Here is a 16,468-nt window from a genome sequence, read left to right as displayed (position 1 = left end):
TAAAAATAGGAGGTGCAAAGTATGTTTGCTATTATCGAAACAGGTGGAAAACAAATCAAAGTTGAAGAAGGCCAAGAGATTTATGTTGAGAAATTAGACGTAAACGAAGGTGACACTTTCACTTTTGATAAAGTTCTTTTTGTAGGTGGAGATGCTGTTAAAGTTGGTGCGCCAACAGTTGAAGGTGCAACAGTTACAGCGACAGTTAACAAACAAGGTCGCGGTAAAAAAATTACAGTATTCACATACCGTCGTCGTAAAGACTCTAAACGCAAAAAAGGTCATCGTCAGCCTTATACTAAGCTTACGATTGAAAAAATTAACGCTTAATATATGATTCATGTAGATATCTCGTTAAATGAAGAAGGTCATATTACTGATTTCGTAATGGATGGACATGCTGATTTTGCAGAACATGGACAAGATATTGTTTGTGCAGGTGCATCAGCAGTACTTTTCGGTAGTGTCAATGCGATTATGGGTTTAACATCAGAAAGACCTGATATTGATTATTCGGACGATGGTGGCTATTTTCATGTAAGAAGTGTTGATACAAAAAATGAACAAGCACAGCTTATTTTACAAGCGATGCTCGTATCTCTACAAACAATTGAAGACGAATACAGTGATTTTATTAAACTAAATCTAAAGTGAGGTGTAACTCATGCTTAAATTAAACTTACAATTTTTCGCATCTAAAAAAGGGGTAAGTTCTACAAAGAACGGACGTGACTCTGAATCAAAACGTCTTGGTGCTAAACGTGCTGACGGACAATTTGTTACAGGTGGTTCAATCTTATTCCGCCAACGTGGAACAAAGATTTACCCAGGTGAAAACGTAGGTCGAGGTGGCGATGATACATTATTCGCTAAAATCGACGGCGTTGTTAAATTTGAACGTAAAGGTCGCGACAAAAAACAAGTATCTGTATACGCAGTTGCTGAATAATCTGTCGACATTTAACACCAGAAGGTAACTTCTGGTGTTTATTTATTAGGTCGGATTTTAATAGATATTGTTTTTATATCGTAGACATTTATCATAAAATAATAAGAAAGTGTGTCCTGGCTTGTGTGGAGACACTCATACAAAATGACATAAACATAATTGATGATGTCTCAGCTTAATGTGCATCGAAATAAATAATAGTAAAAGAGGTGAATGAGATGTTTGTCGATCAAGTTAAAATATTTTTAAAAGCAGGTGATGGTGGGAACGGTATTACCGCTTACCGTCGTGAAAAATATGTCCCATTCGGCGGTCCTGCTGGAGGCGATGGCGGCCGTGGCGCATCAGTCGTCTTTGAAGTGGATGAAGGTTTAAGAACATTAATGGATTTTAGATATCAACGTCAATTCAAAGCGAAAAAAGGTGAAAACGGGCAGAGTAGTAATATGCATGGTAAAAATGCGGAAGACCTCGTTCTAAAAGTGCCACCAGGTACCATTGTAAAGGATGTTGAATCGGAACAAACGTTAGCTGACTTAGTAGAACACGGACAACGTGCAGTGATAGCAAAAGGTGGTCGTGGAGGTAGAGGGAACTCACGTTTTGCGACCCCTAAAAACCCTGCACCAGATTTCAGTGAGAACGGTGAACCGGGCGAAGAGTTAGAAGTTGTGCTTGAATTAAAACTTTTAGCAGATGTTGGCTTAGTTGGCTTCCCGAGTGTTGGTAAGTCGACATTGTTATCGATTGTCTCAAAGGCAAAACCAAAAATTGGTGCGTATCATTTTACGACAATTCAACCTAATTTAGGTGTTGTAGTAACACCTGATCAACGAAGCTTTGTGTTGGCAGATTTGCCAGGTCTGATTGAAGGTGCATCTGAAGGAGTCGGACTTGGTCACCAATTTTTACGTCACGTTGAACGAACAAAAGTCATTGTACACGTAATCGATATGAGTGGGATGGAAGGCAGAGATCCTTACGAAGATTATCAAACGATTAATCACGAACTCAAAGCATATCAACAGCGTTTAGAAGATAGACCGCAAATTATTGTTGCGAATAAGATGGATATTCCGGAAGCGGCTGAACAGTTGGAACTTTTCAAAGAACAATTGGGTCCAGATACACCAGTTGTACCGATTTCGTCGTATACACGTGAAAATATTGATCAGCTTCTATATACGATTGCGAACACACTTGAAGAAGTGAAAGATATTGATTTTAATGAAGAAGAGACGGCAGATGAAACAAATCGTGTGTTATATAAACATACACCTTCACAAGATAAGTTTGTCATTACACGAGATGATGATGGTGCTTATGTTGTGAGTGGTAATGCGATTGAGCGTATGTTCAAGATGACTGACTTCAATAGTGATCCAGCTGTTCGTCGATTTGCACGTCAAATGCGTTCGATGGGAATCGATGATGCATTGCGTGAAAGAGGTGCTGAGAATGGAGACATTGTCCGAATTCTTGGCGGTGAATTTGAGTTTGTAGAGTAACAATCTACAAAGGGGGAGATCGAATGACATCTAAATTTTATTTAATTCGGGAAGATGTATTGCCGCTTGTTGTTGAAAAAGTATTAAAGGTAAAAGCATCACTCAAGGAGAATCCTGCAATGACGGTACAGGAAGCAGTTGTTTTACATGATTGTTCCCGCAGTGCTTTTTATAAATATAGAGATACGATTTTCCCTTTAGAAGATATGAAACAAAATCTTGAAGCATTTACAATCATATTATATGTGAATGATAAAGTCGGGATTTTAGCACATATATTAGAGAAATTGTCATCGTTAAATTTTTCGGTATTAACGATACATCAAAGCGTCCCAATTGATGAAAAAGCGTCAATTACTTTGTCGCTGAATGCAAGTAAAGCAACGCTAACTGCTTATGAAATTATCAATGAGTTACGGCAAATAGACTATGTTTATAACGTAGATATTATCGGGATGAATACGTAAGGAGAAGAATGAGTATGTATGCATATATACGTGGTACAGTAACAGAGCTACAACCTTCACACATTGTTGTTGAGACGTCATCTGGTATCGGTTATGAAATTCAAACACCGAATTCTTATCGTTTCCAGAGTCAACTACATCAACAAGTGATCGTATACACCTCTCTCATTGTTAGAGAAGATGCGCAATTGCTATATGGCTTCATCAACCAAGAAGAAAAGACGATGTTTTTGAGCTTGATTAAGGTGACAGGCATCGGGCCCAAATCTGCATTAGCCATTTTAGCAGCGAGCGCACCAGCACAAGTGAAACGTGCTATCGAACAAGAAGATGATGCTTATTTGACACAGTTTCCAGGTATTGGTAAGAAAACTGCACGTCAAATCATTTTGGATCTCAAAGGTAAAGTTACAGTAGATACACCCGTTGAAAGTGGCTTATTCGCAGTGGAATCAAACGAAAATGAACATATTTATAAAGATGCCTTGCTCGCACTGGATGCGTTAGGTTATTCTAAGCGAGAGTTACAAAAAGTTGAAAAAGCAATGCACAAAGAAGCCTTTGAATCAGTTGACGAGGCTGTTAAGTTTGGCTTAAAGCAATTGATTGGTTAGGAGGTACGTTATGGAGCATGACCGTATGATGGATGGACACGAGAATACATTTGATGATGATATAGAGCTGTCATTGCGACCTGAATATTTACGTCAGTATATTGGACAATCGGCAATTAAGTCTAACTTGGAAGTATTTATTCAAGCGGCAAAGCTTCGTGAAGAGCCGTTAGACCACGTATTATTATTTGGGCCACCCGGTCTTGGTAAAACAACGTTGTCACATATTATTGCAAATGAGATGGGCGTCAATATGCGTACCGTGTCAGGTCCTTCAATTGAACGCCCCGGAGACCTTGCAGCTATTTTAACGAACCTACAACCCGGTGATGTACTATTTATTGATGAAATACATCGATTGAGTAGTGTTGTTGAAGAAGTACTATATCCTGCGATGGAAGACTTTTTCTTAGACATTGTCGTGGGTAAAGGGGAAGAGGCGCGCAGTATTCGTATAGATTTGCCGCCTTTTACATTAGTAGGCGCAACAACACGTGCAGGCAGCTTAACAGGACCGTTAAGAGACCGCTTCGGTGTGCATTTAAGACTCGAGTATTATAGCGAGACGGATCTTCAACATATTATTATGCGTACAGCTGAAGTGCTTGGTACATCAATAGATAAAGAAAGTGCATTCGAAATTGCGAGACGTAGTCGTGGCACGCCAAGAATAGCAAATCGCTTGTTGAAGCGAATCCGAGACTTCCAACAAGTGAATCAAGATGACATGATTTATATTGATACAACAAAACATGCACTGCAATTACTACAAGTAGATGATCAAGGTCTAGATTACATTGATCATAAAATGATGGCTTGTATTATAGAACAATACAATGGTGGACCAGTCGGCTTGGATACGATTGCGGTATCTATCGGAGAAGAACGTGTCACGATAGAAGATGTGTATGAACCATTTCTCATACAAAAGGGTTTTCTAGAGCGCACCCCACGTGGTAGAAAGGCAACACCATTCGCCTATGAGCATTTCAATTATGGACAAAAGTGAGGAGTTTGCACGTTGAATATAGAAGCATTTGATTATGATTTACCAGAATCTTTAATCGCCCAGACCCCATTGAAAGATCGAGATACAAGCCGATTATTACATTTGGATAAACAGACAGGTGCGGTTGAAGATTTACATTTTAAAGATATTACAAAGTTTTTCAAACCGGGCGATACACTTGTCTTGAATGATACGAAAGTAATGCCTGCGCGCTTGTTCGGTGTTAAAGTTGAAACAAACGCACAAGTTGAAATGTTGATGCTCAATCAAGTAGAAGGTAATGACTGGGAAGTTTTGTTGAAACCTGCAAAACGAATCAAAGTTGGTCAATCTCTCAGTTTCGGTGACGGCAAGATTATTGCTACATGCGTTGATACATTAGATCAAGGTGGACGCATCATGCGCTTAGAGTACGAGGGTATCTTACAAGAACGCTTGGATGAGTTAGGTGAGATGCCACTACCACCTTATATCAAAGAACGTTTAGAGGATAAAGATCGCTATCAGACTGTTTATGCAAAAGAAACAGGATCGGCTGCTGCCCCAACGGCAGGATTGCATTTTACAGACAGTTTACTCCAAGAATTGCAAGACATGGGAGTTCGATTAGCGTTTGTCACACTTCATGTAGGCTTGGGAACTTTCCGTCCTGTGAGTGTTGATAATATCGATGATCACGAGATGCATAGTGAGTACTATATGATGTCTCAAGAAACTGCTGATCTTTTGAATCAAACAAAAGCAGAAGGCCATCGTATTATATCAGTCGGAACCACTTCGACACGAACACTTGAGACAATTCGTCGAGATCATACGCAATTTGTAGCGACAAGTGGATGGACAGATATTTTTATCTATCCTGGTTTTGAATTCAAAGCAGTTGATGGGCAAATTACAAACTTCCATTTGCCGAAATCAACACTTGTGATGCTTGTGTCAGCATTTAGTACACGTCAATTTGTATTGGATGCATATAAACATGCAGTCAAAGAATCATACCGCTTCTTTAGTTTTGGAGATGCGATGATTATTATTTAATGATAGGAGAGAACATGATGCCAGCAGTGACATATGAACATATTAAAACGTGTAAGCAATCAGGTGCACGACTTGGTATTGTTCACACCCCACACGGGTCATTTGAAACACCGATGTTTATGCCAGTCGGTACAAAAGCAACGGTTAAAACGATGAGCCCTGAAGAATTAAAACAAATGAATACGAAAATTTTGCTCGGTAATACATATCATTTATGGTTGCAACCGGGCAACGATATTGTGAAGCAAGCAGGCGGACTGCATAAGTTTATGAACTGGGATGGGCCGATTCTAACAGATTCAGGTGGTTTCCAAGTCTTTAGTTTAAGTAACTTACGAAAGATTACAGAAGAAGGTGTTGAATTCCGTCATCATACGAATGGTTCAAAACTTTTCTTATCACCAGAAGATTCTATTAAAATTCAAAATGACTTAGGATCAGATATCATTATGGCTTTTGATGAATGCCCGCCTATGCCAGCAGAGTACGATTATGTCAAAAACTCATTAGAGCGTACGACGAGATGGGCTGAGCGTTGTAAAAAGGCACATCAACGTCCAGAAGACCAAGCTTTATTTGGTATTATTCAAGGTGGCGAATACAAAGATCTTCGTCAACAGTCAGCTGAAGCATTAGTTGCGCTTGACTTCCCGGGATATGCGATTGGTGGCTTGTCAGTCGGCGAACCTAAACCCGTGATGTATGATATGGTTGAGCATACTGTTCAATATATGCCAGAAGACAAACCACGTTATCTGATGGGAGTTGGTTCTCCTGATGCATTGATTGAATGTAGTATTCGTGGAATGGACATGTTTGACTGTGTATTACCAACACGTATTGCACGTAACGGAACATGTATGACGTCACATGGACGTTTAGTCGTGAAAAATGCCCAATTTAAAGATGATTTTAGACCGTTAGATGAAAATTGTGATTGTTATACATGTAAAAATTACACACGTGCGTATCTCCGTCATTTGATCAAAGCAGATGAAACATTCGGTATACGCCTAACTACTTATCACAACTTACATTTTCTGTTAAAATTAATGGAGAACATTAGACAAGCCATTCGAGAAGATCGTCTTTTAGATTTTAAAGAAGAATTTTTTGAACAATATGGTCTAAATGTTGAAAATCCGAAAAATTTCTAGATAGGAGTTAAATTATGTCATCACTTATTAGTTTATTACCACTTATATTGCTGTTTGTTGTTATGTGGTTCTTAATGATCCGTCCACAGCAAAAGCGTGCAAAAGAGCATCGCGAAATGGTAGAACAATTACAATCAGGTCAACGTGTAACAACTATCGGCGGCATCAAAGGAACTGTTCGTGCTGTTGATGAAACAACAGCAGTCATTACAGTGAATGGTAAAGGCACTGAGCTTACTTTTGAGAAGCAAGCGATTAAACAAGTTGACCCATCATAAAAGTAGATCTAAGCACAGCTGGGGCAATATTATTTGCTCCAGCTTGTATCGTTTTTGCGCTGAATCATCATGCGGACAAAGTTTTTACGAATCCGCATGAATTTGATATGATAGTAAAGATTAATAGTTAGACTTACACAACGTCATGTTGCATTAACCCTTTTTCTACATAGGTTATATTAAAGTGTTAACTATGAAACAACAATAAAAGAGGTGTTTATGTGAAAAAAGCAAGTAGGTTGGTTGCCTTTTTCGTATTAGTTGCATTGCTATTCGGCATGATGGCAACAACATACAAAAGTGTAATCAAAGATGTTAGCCTAGGACTTGACTTACAGGGTGGTTTCGAAGTGCTCTATCAAGTTAATCCTTTGGAAAAAGGGGATAAAATTGATAGTACAGCAGTGGAATCAACTGCCAAAACATTAGAAAGACGTGTCAACGTACTCGGTGTCTCAGAACCAAAAATTCAAGTGGAAGATAAAAACCGTATACGTGTTCAATTGGCGGGAGTCAAAGACCAATCGCAAGCACGTAAAATTTTATCTTCACAAGCCAATTTAACAATTCGTGATTCAGATGACAAAGTGTTATTAACGGGTAAAGATTTAGTGCAAGGTTCTGCAAAACAAGAATTCAAACAGAATACAAATGCACCTGCTGTGACGTTTAAGTTAAAAGACAGCAAAAAATTTGCACGTGTGACACAAGAAATCTCTGAAAAAGATGAGAATGTCATGGTTGTTTGGTTAGATTTCCAAAAAGGAGATAGTTACCAAGACGAAAAGACGAAAGAAGATCCAAAATATATTTCAGCGGCATCTGTTGAACAAGCAATCGACTCAGAAAGTGTTGAAATTTCTGGTGGATTCCAAGGTGAAGATGGCATTGCAGAAGCGAAACAAATTGCCGATCTTCTGAATTCTGGTTCATTGCCAGTTGACTTAAAAGAAATCTACTCAACATCAGTTGGGGCACAATTCGGTCAAGATGCGTTAGATAAAACAATCTTTGCATCAGTACTTGGTATCGGAATTATCTTTGCCTTTATGTTATTGTTCTACCACATTCCTGGTGCGATTGCGGTGATTACATTAACAACGTACATCTACTTAACAATGGTTGCCTTCAACTTCATCGGTGGTGTGCTGACACTTCCAGGTTTAGCAGCCCTTGTATTAGGTGTAGGTATGGCAGTAGATGCCAACATCATTATGTATGAACGTATTAAAGATGAGATTCGTATTGGACGAACATTGAAACAAGCGTACAAACGTGCGAACAAAAGTTCCTTCATTACGATTTTGGATGCTAACTTAACAACCGTATTGGCAGCAACCGTTCTATTCTTCTTCGGTGAAAGTTCAGTAAAAGGTTTCGCAACGATGCTCTTGCTTGCGATCCTAATGAGTTTCGTTACAGCAGTATTCTTAACACGTATCCTGTTATCGTTACTTGTGCATTCAAACTTCTTCAAGAAGAAAATGTGGTTGTTCGGTGTGAAGAAGAAAGACATTCATGATATTAACGAAGGCTACGACGTGCCGGACCTTCATACACCATATGACAAAATTGACTTTATGAAGGTTGCCAAACCTTTATTTGCCTTGAGTGGTATGATTATCGTTGCCGGTATCGTGATCATTTCTATTTTCAAGTTGAATTTAGGAATCGATTTTACATCAGGTACACGTGTGGACTTCCAGTCTGATCAACCATTAAAACAAGCACAAGTTGAGAAGAAGATGGAAGATATTGACTTGAAACCAAACCAAATGTCAATTGGTGGAGACAAGGATCAAAATGCGTCCATGCAGTATAAGCATGATTTGACAAAAGAAGAAATTTCTACCTTGAAAGATACGTTGAATAAAGCATACAAAGCAGATCCGTCAGTGAACACAGTTTCACCAACAATCGGTCAAGAATTAGCGAAAAATGCGATGTTGGCGGTTATACTTGCATCAATAGGTATGATTATATATATCACATTGCGTTTCGAATGGCGTATGGGTATTTCATCGATTATTTCGTTATTACATGATGCGTTTATGATTATCGCTGTATTTAGCTTATTGCGTTTAGAAGTGGATATTACATTCATTGCAGCGGTCCTTACAATCATCGGTTACTCAATCAACGATACGATCGTTACATTTGACCGTGTCCGTGAGATGTTAGCGAATGTTAAAGTGATCACGAAGGAAGAACAAATCGATTACATTGTGAACAGTTCTATTCGTCAAACATTAACTCGCTCTATTAATACCGTATTGACGGTTGTTGTCGTTGTAGTTGCATTGTTAATCTTTGGTGCATCAAGTATCTTCAACTTCTCATTAGCGTTATTAATCGGGTTAGTATCTGGTGTGTATTCATCGATCTTTACAGCCGTTCCGTTATGGGGTATTTTAAAGAAACGTGAGCTACGTAAATCAGACAATCATAAGCTTGTTGTTTATAAACGCAAACGTACAAATGAAGAAAAAGTATTAGTATAATCTTTATATGAGGTATGTGTTATTTTAGTCGATAACACATACCTTTTTATTTGGGCAATTTTTAGATATAATACGGGTTGTGAAAAGAGGGATATAATCATGATAAAATCCAAATTCCAATGGTGTCATAATGAAAAAAAGCAAGAAATAGATGCGTCATTAATACAAAAATTTAATATTACACCGATTATGCAAAGAATCTTGGAAGGTAAAGGAATTGTTTCAGAATCTGAGTTGTCTGCATTGTTAAATGATGAAACAAATATTCACGATCCAAAAATGTTGAGTGACATCGACCGTGCAATTGCACGAATTCGACAAGCCGTCGCTAATAATGAAGCCATTCTCGTATATGGTGATTATGATGCGGATGGTGTCACTTCTACAACAATCATGGTTGATGCATTACGTAAAATAGGTGCGACCGTCGGCTGGTATATTCCGAATCGCTTTACAGAAGGGTATGGGCCAAGTGAAGCAGCATTTCAAAATGCAGTGGATGAAGGGGTTTCTCTCATTATTACCGTTGATAACGGGATTCAAGGTCACCATGAAATTGAGCTTGTACAACAGCAAGGTGTGGATGTGATTGTAACAGATCACCATGAGGTGGGACCTACATTGCCGAATGCTTATGCAATTGTACACCCAATGCATGATGACTATGCCTATCCATGTCCCTATTTATGTGGTGCTGGCGTTGCGTTAAAAGTGGCGAGCGTCTTACTTGGAAGTGAAATGCCCGATGCTTATTGGGGCTTGGCAGCGATTGGAACAGTGGCAGACCTTGTGCCATTAAACGATGAGAATAGAACAATTGTGAAAAAAGGTTTGAAGGTATTAAATGAAACAATGCCACCTTCAATCTCAGCATTGTTAGAACAAGCCAAGTATAGCGACCAAGTGACTGAAGAAACGATTGGCTTCTTAATTGGGCCTCGTTTGAATGCGGTAGGTCGATTAGATGATGCGGGGTTAGCAGCTGAACTTTTAATGGCTGACGAGTATGAGGATGCGTTATTTCTCGCAGAACAAGTTGAACATTTTAACGTAGAACGTAAAGAAATTGTGCAGACGATTGCAGAGGAAGCATTACAAATGGCAGCAAGTTATGTTGAACGTGGGGATCAGTTTCTAGTGCTTGCACAAGAAGGATGGCATGAAGGTGTACTCGGTATCGTTGCATCACGTATTGTTGAAATGTACCATTTACCAACGATGGTGCTGAATATCGATGATGAAAAAGGACATGCAAAAGGCTCTGCACGTAGTATTGAACAAGTATCGATGTTCGAGGCTTTAAGTATACAAAAGGATTACATTGAAAAGTTTGGCGGTCATCACATGGCGGCTGGATTGACGATGTCGATTGAGCATGTGGATAGATTGCGTGAAAGTTTGAACATTTGGATGAAGAAAATGTTTGAAGGCGTGTCATTACAGCCGACTAAGAATATTGATGCACGATTGGACTTAGAAGATGTCACAGTGGATAACATTCAAGCAATTCAACGTTTAAGACCATTTGGTATGGGATTTAATAAACCAATATTCCAATTATCAGGACTTCAAGTGCAACAAACGAAGGCGATTGGTCAGCAACAAAATCATCTAAAACTGACGTTTGATGGCACACTTTTACAAGCACTTTATTGGAATCAAGGGCAACTCGCATCAGAATTAATGGCAGGACAATCTATTGATGTTCTTGGTGAACTTCAGATAAATGAATGGAATGGTAACCGTTCAACTCAAGTCATATTGTCTGATCTAGCAAGCAATGAACGCCAAATATTAGATTATCGAAGTAAAAATAAAAAACTACCATCTTTTGAACATCAGAAGAATGTGTGTCATTTTATACACCCAAGTCGAGATAAAGAAAATGACCATCAATTTTATTATGGGGAAACGATTCCGGATAACTATGAAAAGTGTGTATTTAAAGACCTTCCTTTAACGATGGAATATATTGAAACGTCATTGCAACAACTTAATGCGTCTCAAATATATCTCGTGTTTGACCACACGCAATCTATTTATTTTGATGGGATGCCACAAATGGCAACTTTTAAACAATGTTATAAAGCAATCTTACAAAAAGGCAATATCAACCTTGCACAAGATGGACTGTCTTTATGTCAATTTTTAAATATTAAGCCAAATATCTTAAAATTTATCTTGAAAGTTTTCCTAGACTTAGGTCTCATCACTCAAAAAGATGGTATAATTGAACCTGTACAGCAATCTGATAAACGACCGATTGAAACAAGTCGTATCTATCAAGCGCGTATACAACGATTAGAAGTTGAAAAACATCTATTATATGATGAATTTAGTGCGATTAAAACATGGATTGAAGTAACGATGACCCGCACGAATTAGGAGGATATCGATGGATTTAAAACAATACGTTTCTGAGGTACAAAACTGGCCTCAAAAAGGCGTGAGCTTTAAAGATATAACGACAATTATGGACAATGGTGAAGCTTATGGCTATGCGACAGACCAAATTGTAAAATATGCAAAAGAAAAAAATGTAGACATTGTCGTGGGACCTGAAGCACGAGGTTTCATTATCGGATGTCCAGTTGCTTATGCAATGGGTATTGGCTTTGCACCTGTCCGCAAAGAAGGAAAGCTTCCTAGAGAAGTCATTCGCTATGAATATGACTTAGAATATGGTAGCAACGTATTAACAATGCATGCTGATGCAATCAAACCCGGACAACGTGTCTTAATTACAGATGACTTACTCGCAACAGGTGGGACGATTGAAGCGGCAATTAACCTTGTTGAACAACAAGGCGGTATTGTAGCAGGAATTGCATTTATTATTGAACTCTCGTACTTAAAGGGTATTGAAAAGATTAAAGATTACGATGTTATGTGTCTCATCTCATACGATGAATAGATTTTCAAGAAGTGGAATGGCTACGGCTATTCTACTTTTTTAATATCAAAACAAACATAGTGGTCGATATAAATATTATGTAAACTATGGAAAGGTTTTTACATTTGACGGTTTAAAATTTTAAGTTTTTCAGGTAACCAATATGTCATAATTTAACTAAGAATTTTCATAAAGTCCCCACTAAAAAGATAGGTTAGATAGTTCAATTATTGCAATGCTTGTAGTATGATAGAATTAATATTGATTTTTGTTGGGGGTGTCCACTTGAATAACGAATATCCATATAGTGCTGATGAGGTTCTTTACAAGGCAAAAACATATCTTAGTGAAGAACAGTATGCGTTTGTACTAAAAAGTTATCATTTAGCATACGAAGCACATGAAGGGCAATTTCGTAAAAATGGTTTACCATATATCATGCATCCAATACAAGTCGCTGGGATTTTAACTGAGATGCGTCTCGATGGACCGACAATTGTAGCGGGTTTTCTACATGATGTTATAGAAGATACACCCTATACGTTCAACGATGTGGCAGAGATGTTCAACGTTGAAATTGCAACGATTGTAGATGGTGTAACCAAATTAAAAAAAGTAAAATACCGTTCAAAAGAAGAACAACAAGCTGAAAACCATCGTAAATTATTTATTGCTATCGCAAAAGATGTACGTGTTATTTTAGTTAAACTTGCGGATCGCTTACATAATATGAGAACTCTACGCGCGATGCCTCGTGAAAAACAAATCCGTATCTCTAAAGAAACACTAGAAATATATGCGCCATTAGCACACCGCTTAGGGATTAATACAATTAAGTGGGAATTAGAAGATATCGCTTTACGCTATATCGATAATGTGCAATATTTCAGAATCGTCAATTTGATGAATAAAAAGCGCAGTGAACGTGAAGCATATATTCAAAATGCAATTCACAACATTCGCAAAGAGATGGATATTATGAGTATTGATGGCGAAATCAATGGACGTCCAAAACATATTTATAGTATTTATCGAAAAATGGTTAAACAGAAAAAACAATTCGACCAAATATTCGACTTGTTAGCAGTTCGAGTTATTGTTCATTCAATTAAAGATTGCTATGCTGTTCTTGGACTTGTTCATACACTTTGGAAACCGATGCCAGGCCGTTTCAAAGATTATATTGCAATGCCTAAACAAAACATGTATCAATCTTTGCATACAACCGTAGTAGGTCCAAATGGTGACCCACTTGAAATTCAAATTCGTACATTTGAAATGCATGAAATTGCTGAACACGGTGTTGCAGCACACTGGGCATACAAAGAAGGAAAACAAGTAACTCAAGACAGTGAAAAATATCATGAAAAACTGAATTGGTTAAAAGACATCGCTGAGACAGATCATACATCCAGCGATGCTCAAGAGTTTATTGAGTCGTTGAAATTTGACTTACAAAGCGATAAAGTCTATGCATTTACGCCAGCAAGTGATGTTATTGAATTGCCTTATGGCGCAGTCCCAATTGATTTTGCTTATGCGATTCATAGTGAAGTAGGGAATAAAATGATAGGTGCGAAAGTCAACGGCAAAATTGTTCCGATAGACTATGTGTTGCAAACGGGTGATATTGTTGAGATTCGTACAAGCAAGCATTCATATGGACCAAGTCGTGATTGGTTAAAAATCGTACGCTCATCTAGTGCGAAAAGTAAAATTAAGGGCTTCTTCAAGAAACAAGACCGCTCATCTAATATTGAAAAAGGGAAGTTTATGATTGAAGCAGAACTTAAAGAACAAGGCTTCAAAGTGGATGAAGTTTTAACTGATGCCAATCTTAAAATTGTGAATGAAAAATATAACTTTGCTAATGAATCAGATCTCTATGCGTCTGTTGGTTTTGGTGGTGTCACGTCGCAACAAATTGTCAATAAATTGACTGAACGCATACGTATTGAACAAAAGCAACGTGCATTGAACCAAGCACAAGAAGTAACCAAATCTGTGCCTATCAAAGATCATATCACGACTGATTCGGGTGTATATGTTGAAGGCTTAGACAACGTATTGATTAAACTCTCGAAATGTTGTAATCCAATACCTGGTGATAAAATACTTGGCTATATTACGAAAGGGCATGGTATCAAAGTCCATCGTACGGATTGTCCTAACATTCAAAATGAAAATGAACGTTTAATTGATGTTGAATGGGTCAAATCTAAAAATGCTGCACAAAAATATCAAGTGGACCTTGAAGTGACGGCTTACGATCGAAATGGTTTGCTCAATGAAGTATTACAATCTGTGAATAGTACATCGAGTAACCTAATTAAAGTATCAGGTCGCTCCGATATTGATAAAAATGCAGTGATTAATTTAAGTATTATGGTTAAAAATGTCCATGAAGTATATAAAGTTGCTGATAAAATCAAACAACTTGGAGACATCTATACGGTAACACGAGTTTGGAATTAGGAGTGAACTAAGAATGAAAATTGTCGTTCAACGTGTAAAATCTGCCGCTGTGACGAATACTTCAATTCATCATGAAATATCACAAGGACTCTGTCTTCTCGTTGGCGTAGGTCAAGGTGATACGATGGCAGATGTAGAAGTATTAGCAAAAAAAATAGCCAATGCGCGTATTTTTGAAGACGAAGCAGGAAAGTTGAATTTAAATGTGCAACAAATTGAAGGTGAAGTATTGTCTATTTCACAATTTACATTGTATGCAGATGTGAAAAAAGGAAACCGCCCAGGATTTTCAAATGCAATGGCACCTGATGAAGCAAATGCATTGTATGAAAAGTTCAATGATGCATTGCGTAGCTTCAATCTCAATGTCGAAACAGGGGACTTTGGAACGGATATGTTAATTGACATACAAAACGATGGCCCTGTCACGATTATTTATGAAACTGAAAATGGCAAGATTGTATGATGAAGCTGAATCAATGGCTGATACAAAGAAGGTTGAATCCTAAGCGTATCTATCTTACATTGTTAGCATTATTAGCGATTGTATTTTTGATTGTTTTGATTATTTTAACGGTGACACATGATGATGACAAAGTTCATTTAGTGGAAAATGCTGAGATTCGCACCGGCCCTAATGCTGGGTATCCGATTATATATGATGTACAAAAGGGTGATACGTTCAAAGTGTTATCACGTTCTGGCAAATGGCTTGAAGTGATATCATCAAAAAATCATCAAAAGGGTTGGATTGCTGGCTGGCATACCAATCTTGATATCAAGGAAGATGTGAACCCTGATCTGAAACCATTGAAGAACAAAACGATCGTACTTGATCCAGGACATGGTGGAAAAGATAATGGCGCATCTAGTCAAACTGCTAAAAACTCACATGAAAAAGATATCACTTTGAAAACAGGACTAGAACTGAAGAAAATGTTAGAAAAAGAAGGCGCAAAAGTGGTAATGACACGTAAAGATGACACGTTTGTAAGCCTGGAAGATCGCAAGGCAAAAGGAGACGTCTTTATTAGCATTCATAATGATGCACTAGCGTCACAAAATGCAAATGGTGCAACTGTCTATTACTTTCATAAAAAACAAGCCCCATTAGCGAAAACATTAAATGCAAGTATTCAGAAAAAAGTATTGTTATCTGATCGTGGTGCAAGACAGGAAGACTATCAAGTGTTGCGCCAAACGAAAAAACCAGCTGTATTATTAGAATTAGGATATATCAGTAATCCGACTGATGAAATATTGATGAACGATCAAAACCATCGTTATATTGTTGAAACAGCAATTGTAGATGGCTTGAAAAATTATTTCCTTTATGAATAACTTGAAAAACGACCATAAAACAGTTATGATGGTATATGAAATTTAAAAACCGTATGTATTCTTGACGATGTATAATGAGATGTGGCAATTGCCAAAGAGAGTTTATCCTAGGCTGAAAGATAAATCATTGAATTATATTGTTCTAACACAAGAAGAGGTACTTTATGAAAATAAAGTCGTGTTGCGCACGTTATCAGCAATTGAGTGGAGATGTGATATGATAGATCACATCTTAATT

General features: G+C 37.8%; 16 protein-coding genes and 1 other annotated feature (1 of these 17 running past the window's edge). All 16 genes read left to right on the top strand.

All coding sequences use genetic code 11. The annotated features are described in order from the left end of the window. Positions 1 to 10: a sequence feature (ribosomal protein L21 leader region), on the top strand (it extends 63 nt beyond the left edge of the window). Between the two features lie 11 nt (positions 11 to 21). The 16 genes from rplU to MUA51_RS06080 all read left to right on the top strand — a co-directional run bounded on the left by rplU (position 22) and on the right by MUA51_RS06080 (position 16,230). Then, a complete protein-coding gene (gene rplU, locus MUA51_RS06155) occupies positions 22 to 330 on the top strand; it encodes a 50S ribosomal protein L21 (RefSeq protein WP_044360228.1) in 309 nt (102 codons plus the stop codon). 3 nt (positions 331 to 333) lie between these two features. Continuing rightward, on the top strand, positions 334 to 654 hold the full coding sequence (locus MUA51_RS06150; protein WP_262558875.1) for a ribosomal-processing cysteine protease Prp: 321 nt from the start codon (positions 334 to 336) through the stop codon (positions 652 to 654). A 10-nt stretch (positions 655 to 664) separates the two neighbouring features. Then, entirely contained in the window at positions 665 to 949 is a 285-nt protein-coding gene (gene rpmA, locus MUA51_RS06145; RefSeq protein ID WP_014613716.1) for a 50S ribosomal protein L27, read from the top strand. Positions 950 to 1,167: 218 nt separating this feature from the next. Continuing rightward, entirely contained in the window at positions 1,168 to 2,457 is a 1,290-nt protein-coding gene (obgE, locus tag MUA51_RS06140; RefSeq protein WP_262558848.1) for a GTPase ObgE, read from the top strand. Positions 2,458 to 2,480: 23 nt separating this feature from the next. After that, positions 2,481 to 2,924, top strand: a complete 444-nt coding sequence (locus MUA51_RS06135; protein WP_262558846.1) for an ACT domain-containing protein — start codon at positions 2,481 to 2,483, stop codon at positions 2,922 to 2,924. Between the two features lie 14 nt (positions 2,925 to 2,938). Continuing rightward, the gene (ruvA, locus tag MUA51_RS06130; protein ID WP_262558845.1) at positions 2,939 to 3,538 is read left to right on the top strand and encodes a Holliday junction branch migration protein RuvA; all 600 of its coding nucleotides are present in this window, start codon (positions 2,939 to 2,941) and stop codon (positions 3,536 to 3,538) included. A 10-nt stretch (positions 3,539 to 3,548) separates the two neighbouring features. Then, positions 3,549 to 4,547, top strand: coding sequence for a Holliday junction branch migration DNA helicase RuvB (gene ruvB / locus MUA51_RS06125; protein ID WP_262558844.1), 999 nt, complete (start codon positions 3,549 to 3,551; stop codon positions 4,545 to 4,547). A 12-nt stretch (positions 4,548 to 4,559) separates the two neighbouring features. Next, positions 4,560 to 5,585 (top strand): tRNA preQ1(34) S-adenosylmethionine ribosyltransferase-isomerase QueA, encoded by a 1,026-nt coding sequence (gene queA, locus MUA51_RS06120; RefSeq protein WP_262558840.1) that lies wholly within the window; start codon positions 4,560 to 4,562, stop codon positions 5,583 to 5,585. 17 nt (positions 5,586 to 5,602) lie between these two features. Next, on the top strand, positions 5,603 to 6,742 hold the full coding sequence (gene tgt, locus MUA51_RS06115) for a tRNA guanosine(34) transglycosylase Tgt (RefSeq protein ID WP_262558837.1): 1,140 nt from the start codon (positions 5,603 to 5,605) through the stop codon (positions 6,740 to 6,742). A 14-nt stretch (positions 6,743 to 6,756) separates the two neighbouring features. Next, on the top strand, positions 6,757 to 7,020 hold the full coding sequence (gene yajC, locus MUA51_RS06110) for a preprotein translocase subunit YajC (RefSeq protein WP_262558835.1): 264 nt from the start codon (positions 6,757 to 6,759) through the stop codon (positions 7,018 to 7,020). Positions 7,021 to 7,241: 221 nt separating this feature from the next. Further along, a complete protein-coding gene (gene secDF, locus MUA51_RS06105; protein ID WP_262558834.1) occupies positions 7,242 to 9,521 on the top strand; it encodes a protein translocase subunit SecDF in 2,280 nt (759 codons plus the stop codon). 99 nt (positions 9,522 to 9,620) lie between these two features. Beyond that, complete coding sequence (gene recJ, locus MUA51_RS06100; RefSeq protein ID WP_262558832.1) at positions 9,621 to 11,906, top strand: single-stranded-DNA-specific exonuclease RecJ; 2,286 nt, start codon at positions 9,621 to 9,623, stop codon at positions 11,904 to 11,906. Positions 11,907 to 11,916: 10 nt separating this feature from the next. Further along, positions 11,917 to 12,435, top strand: coding sequence for an adenine phosphoribosyltransferase (locus tag MUA51_RS06095; RefSeq protein ID WP_262558830.1), 519 nt, complete (start codon positions 11,917 to 11,919; stop codon positions 12,433 to 12,435). Positions 12,436 to 12,699: 264 nt separating this feature from the next. Then, positions 12,700 to 14,889 carry a RelA/SpoT family protein gene (locus tag MUA51_RS06090; RefSeq protein WP_262558828.1) on the top strand — a complete coding sequence of 730 codons (2,190 nt, stop codon included), beginning with the start codon at positions 12,700 to 12,702 and terminating at the stop codon, positions 14,887 to 14,889. Positions 14,890 to 14,902: 13 nt separating this feature from the next. Beyond that, positions 14,903 to 15,355, top strand: coding sequence for a D-aminoacyl-tRNA deacylase (dtd, locus tag MUA51_RS06085; RefSeq protein WP_262558827.1), 453 nt, complete (start codon positions 14,903 to 14,905; stop codon positions 15,353 to 15,355). After that, a complete protein-coding gene (locus tag MUA51_RS06080) occupies positions 15,352 to 16,230 on the top strand; it encodes an N-acetylmuramoyl-L-alanine amidase family protein (RefSeq protein ID WP_262558825.1) in 879 nt (292 codons plus the stop codon). The genes dtd and MUA51_RS06080 overlap by 4 nt, the downstream gene beginning before the upstream one ends. The last annotated feature ends 238 nt before the right edge of the window (positions 16,231 to 16,468 follow it).

It is taken from the genome of Staphylococcus sp. IVB6214, assembly GCF_025558585.1.
Classification (GTDB): Bacteria; Bacillota; Bacilli; order Staphylococcales; family Staphylococcaceae; genus Staphylococcus.
Note: the sequence above shows the minus strand (reverse complement) of the source record. Positions and strands in the feature narration are given on the sequence as shown.

What these genes read in the sequence shown, in the direction of transcription:
- MUA51_RS06095 (WP_262558830.1), top strand. Translation starts at nt 11,917, where the DNA reads ATGGATTTAAAACAATACGTTTCTGAGGTACAAAACTGGCCTCAAAAA.
- yajC (WP_262558835.1), top strand. Translation starts at nt 6,757, where the DNA reads ATGTCATCACTTATTAGTTTATTACCACTTATATTGCTGTTTGTTGTT.
- recJ (WP_262558832.1), top strand. Translation starts at nt 9,621, where the DNA reads ATGATAAAATCCAAATTCCAATGGTGTCATAATGAAAAAAAGCAAGAA.
- obgE (WP_262558848.1), top strand. Translation starts at nt 1,168, where the DNA reads ATGTTTGTCGATCAAGTTAAAATATTTTTAAAAGCAGGTGATGGTGGG.
- ruvA (WP_262558845.1), top strand. Translation starts at nt 2,939, where the DNA reads ATGTATGCATATATACGTGGTACAGTAACAGAGCTACAACCTTCACAC.
- dtd (WP_262558827.1), top strand. Translation starts at nt 14,903, where the DNA reads ATGAAAATTGTCGTTCAACGTGTAAAATCTGCCGCTGTGACGAATACT.
- MUA51_RS06080 (WP_262558825.1), top strand. Translation starts at nt 15,352, where the DNA reads ATGATGAAGCTGAATCAATGGCTGATACAAAGAAGGTTGAATCCTAAG.
- rpmA (WP_014613716.1), top strand. Translation starts at nt 665, where the DNA reads ATGCTTAAATTAAACTTACAATTTTTCGCATCTAAAAAAGGGGTAAGT.
- tgt (WP_262558837.1), top strand. Translation starts at nt 5,603, where the DNA reads ATGCCAGCAGTGACATATGAACATATTAAAACGTGTAAGCAATCAGGT.
- MUA51_RS06150 (WP_262558875.1), top strand. Translation starts at nt 334, where the DNA reads ATGATTCATGTAGATATCTCGTTAAATGAAGAAGGTCATATTACTGAT.
- ruvB (WP_262558844.1), top strand. Translation starts at nt 3,549, where the DNA reads ATGGAGCATGACCGTATGATGGATGGACACGAGAATACATTTGATGAT.
- rplU (WP_044360228.1), top strand. Translation starts at nt 22, where the DNA reads ATGTTTGCTATTATCGAAACAGGTGGAAAACAAATCAAAGTTGAAGAA.
- MUA51_RS06135 (WP_262558846.1), top strand. Translation starts at nt 2,481, where the DNA reads ATGACATCTAAATTTTATTTAATTCGGGAAGATGTATTGCCGCTTGTT.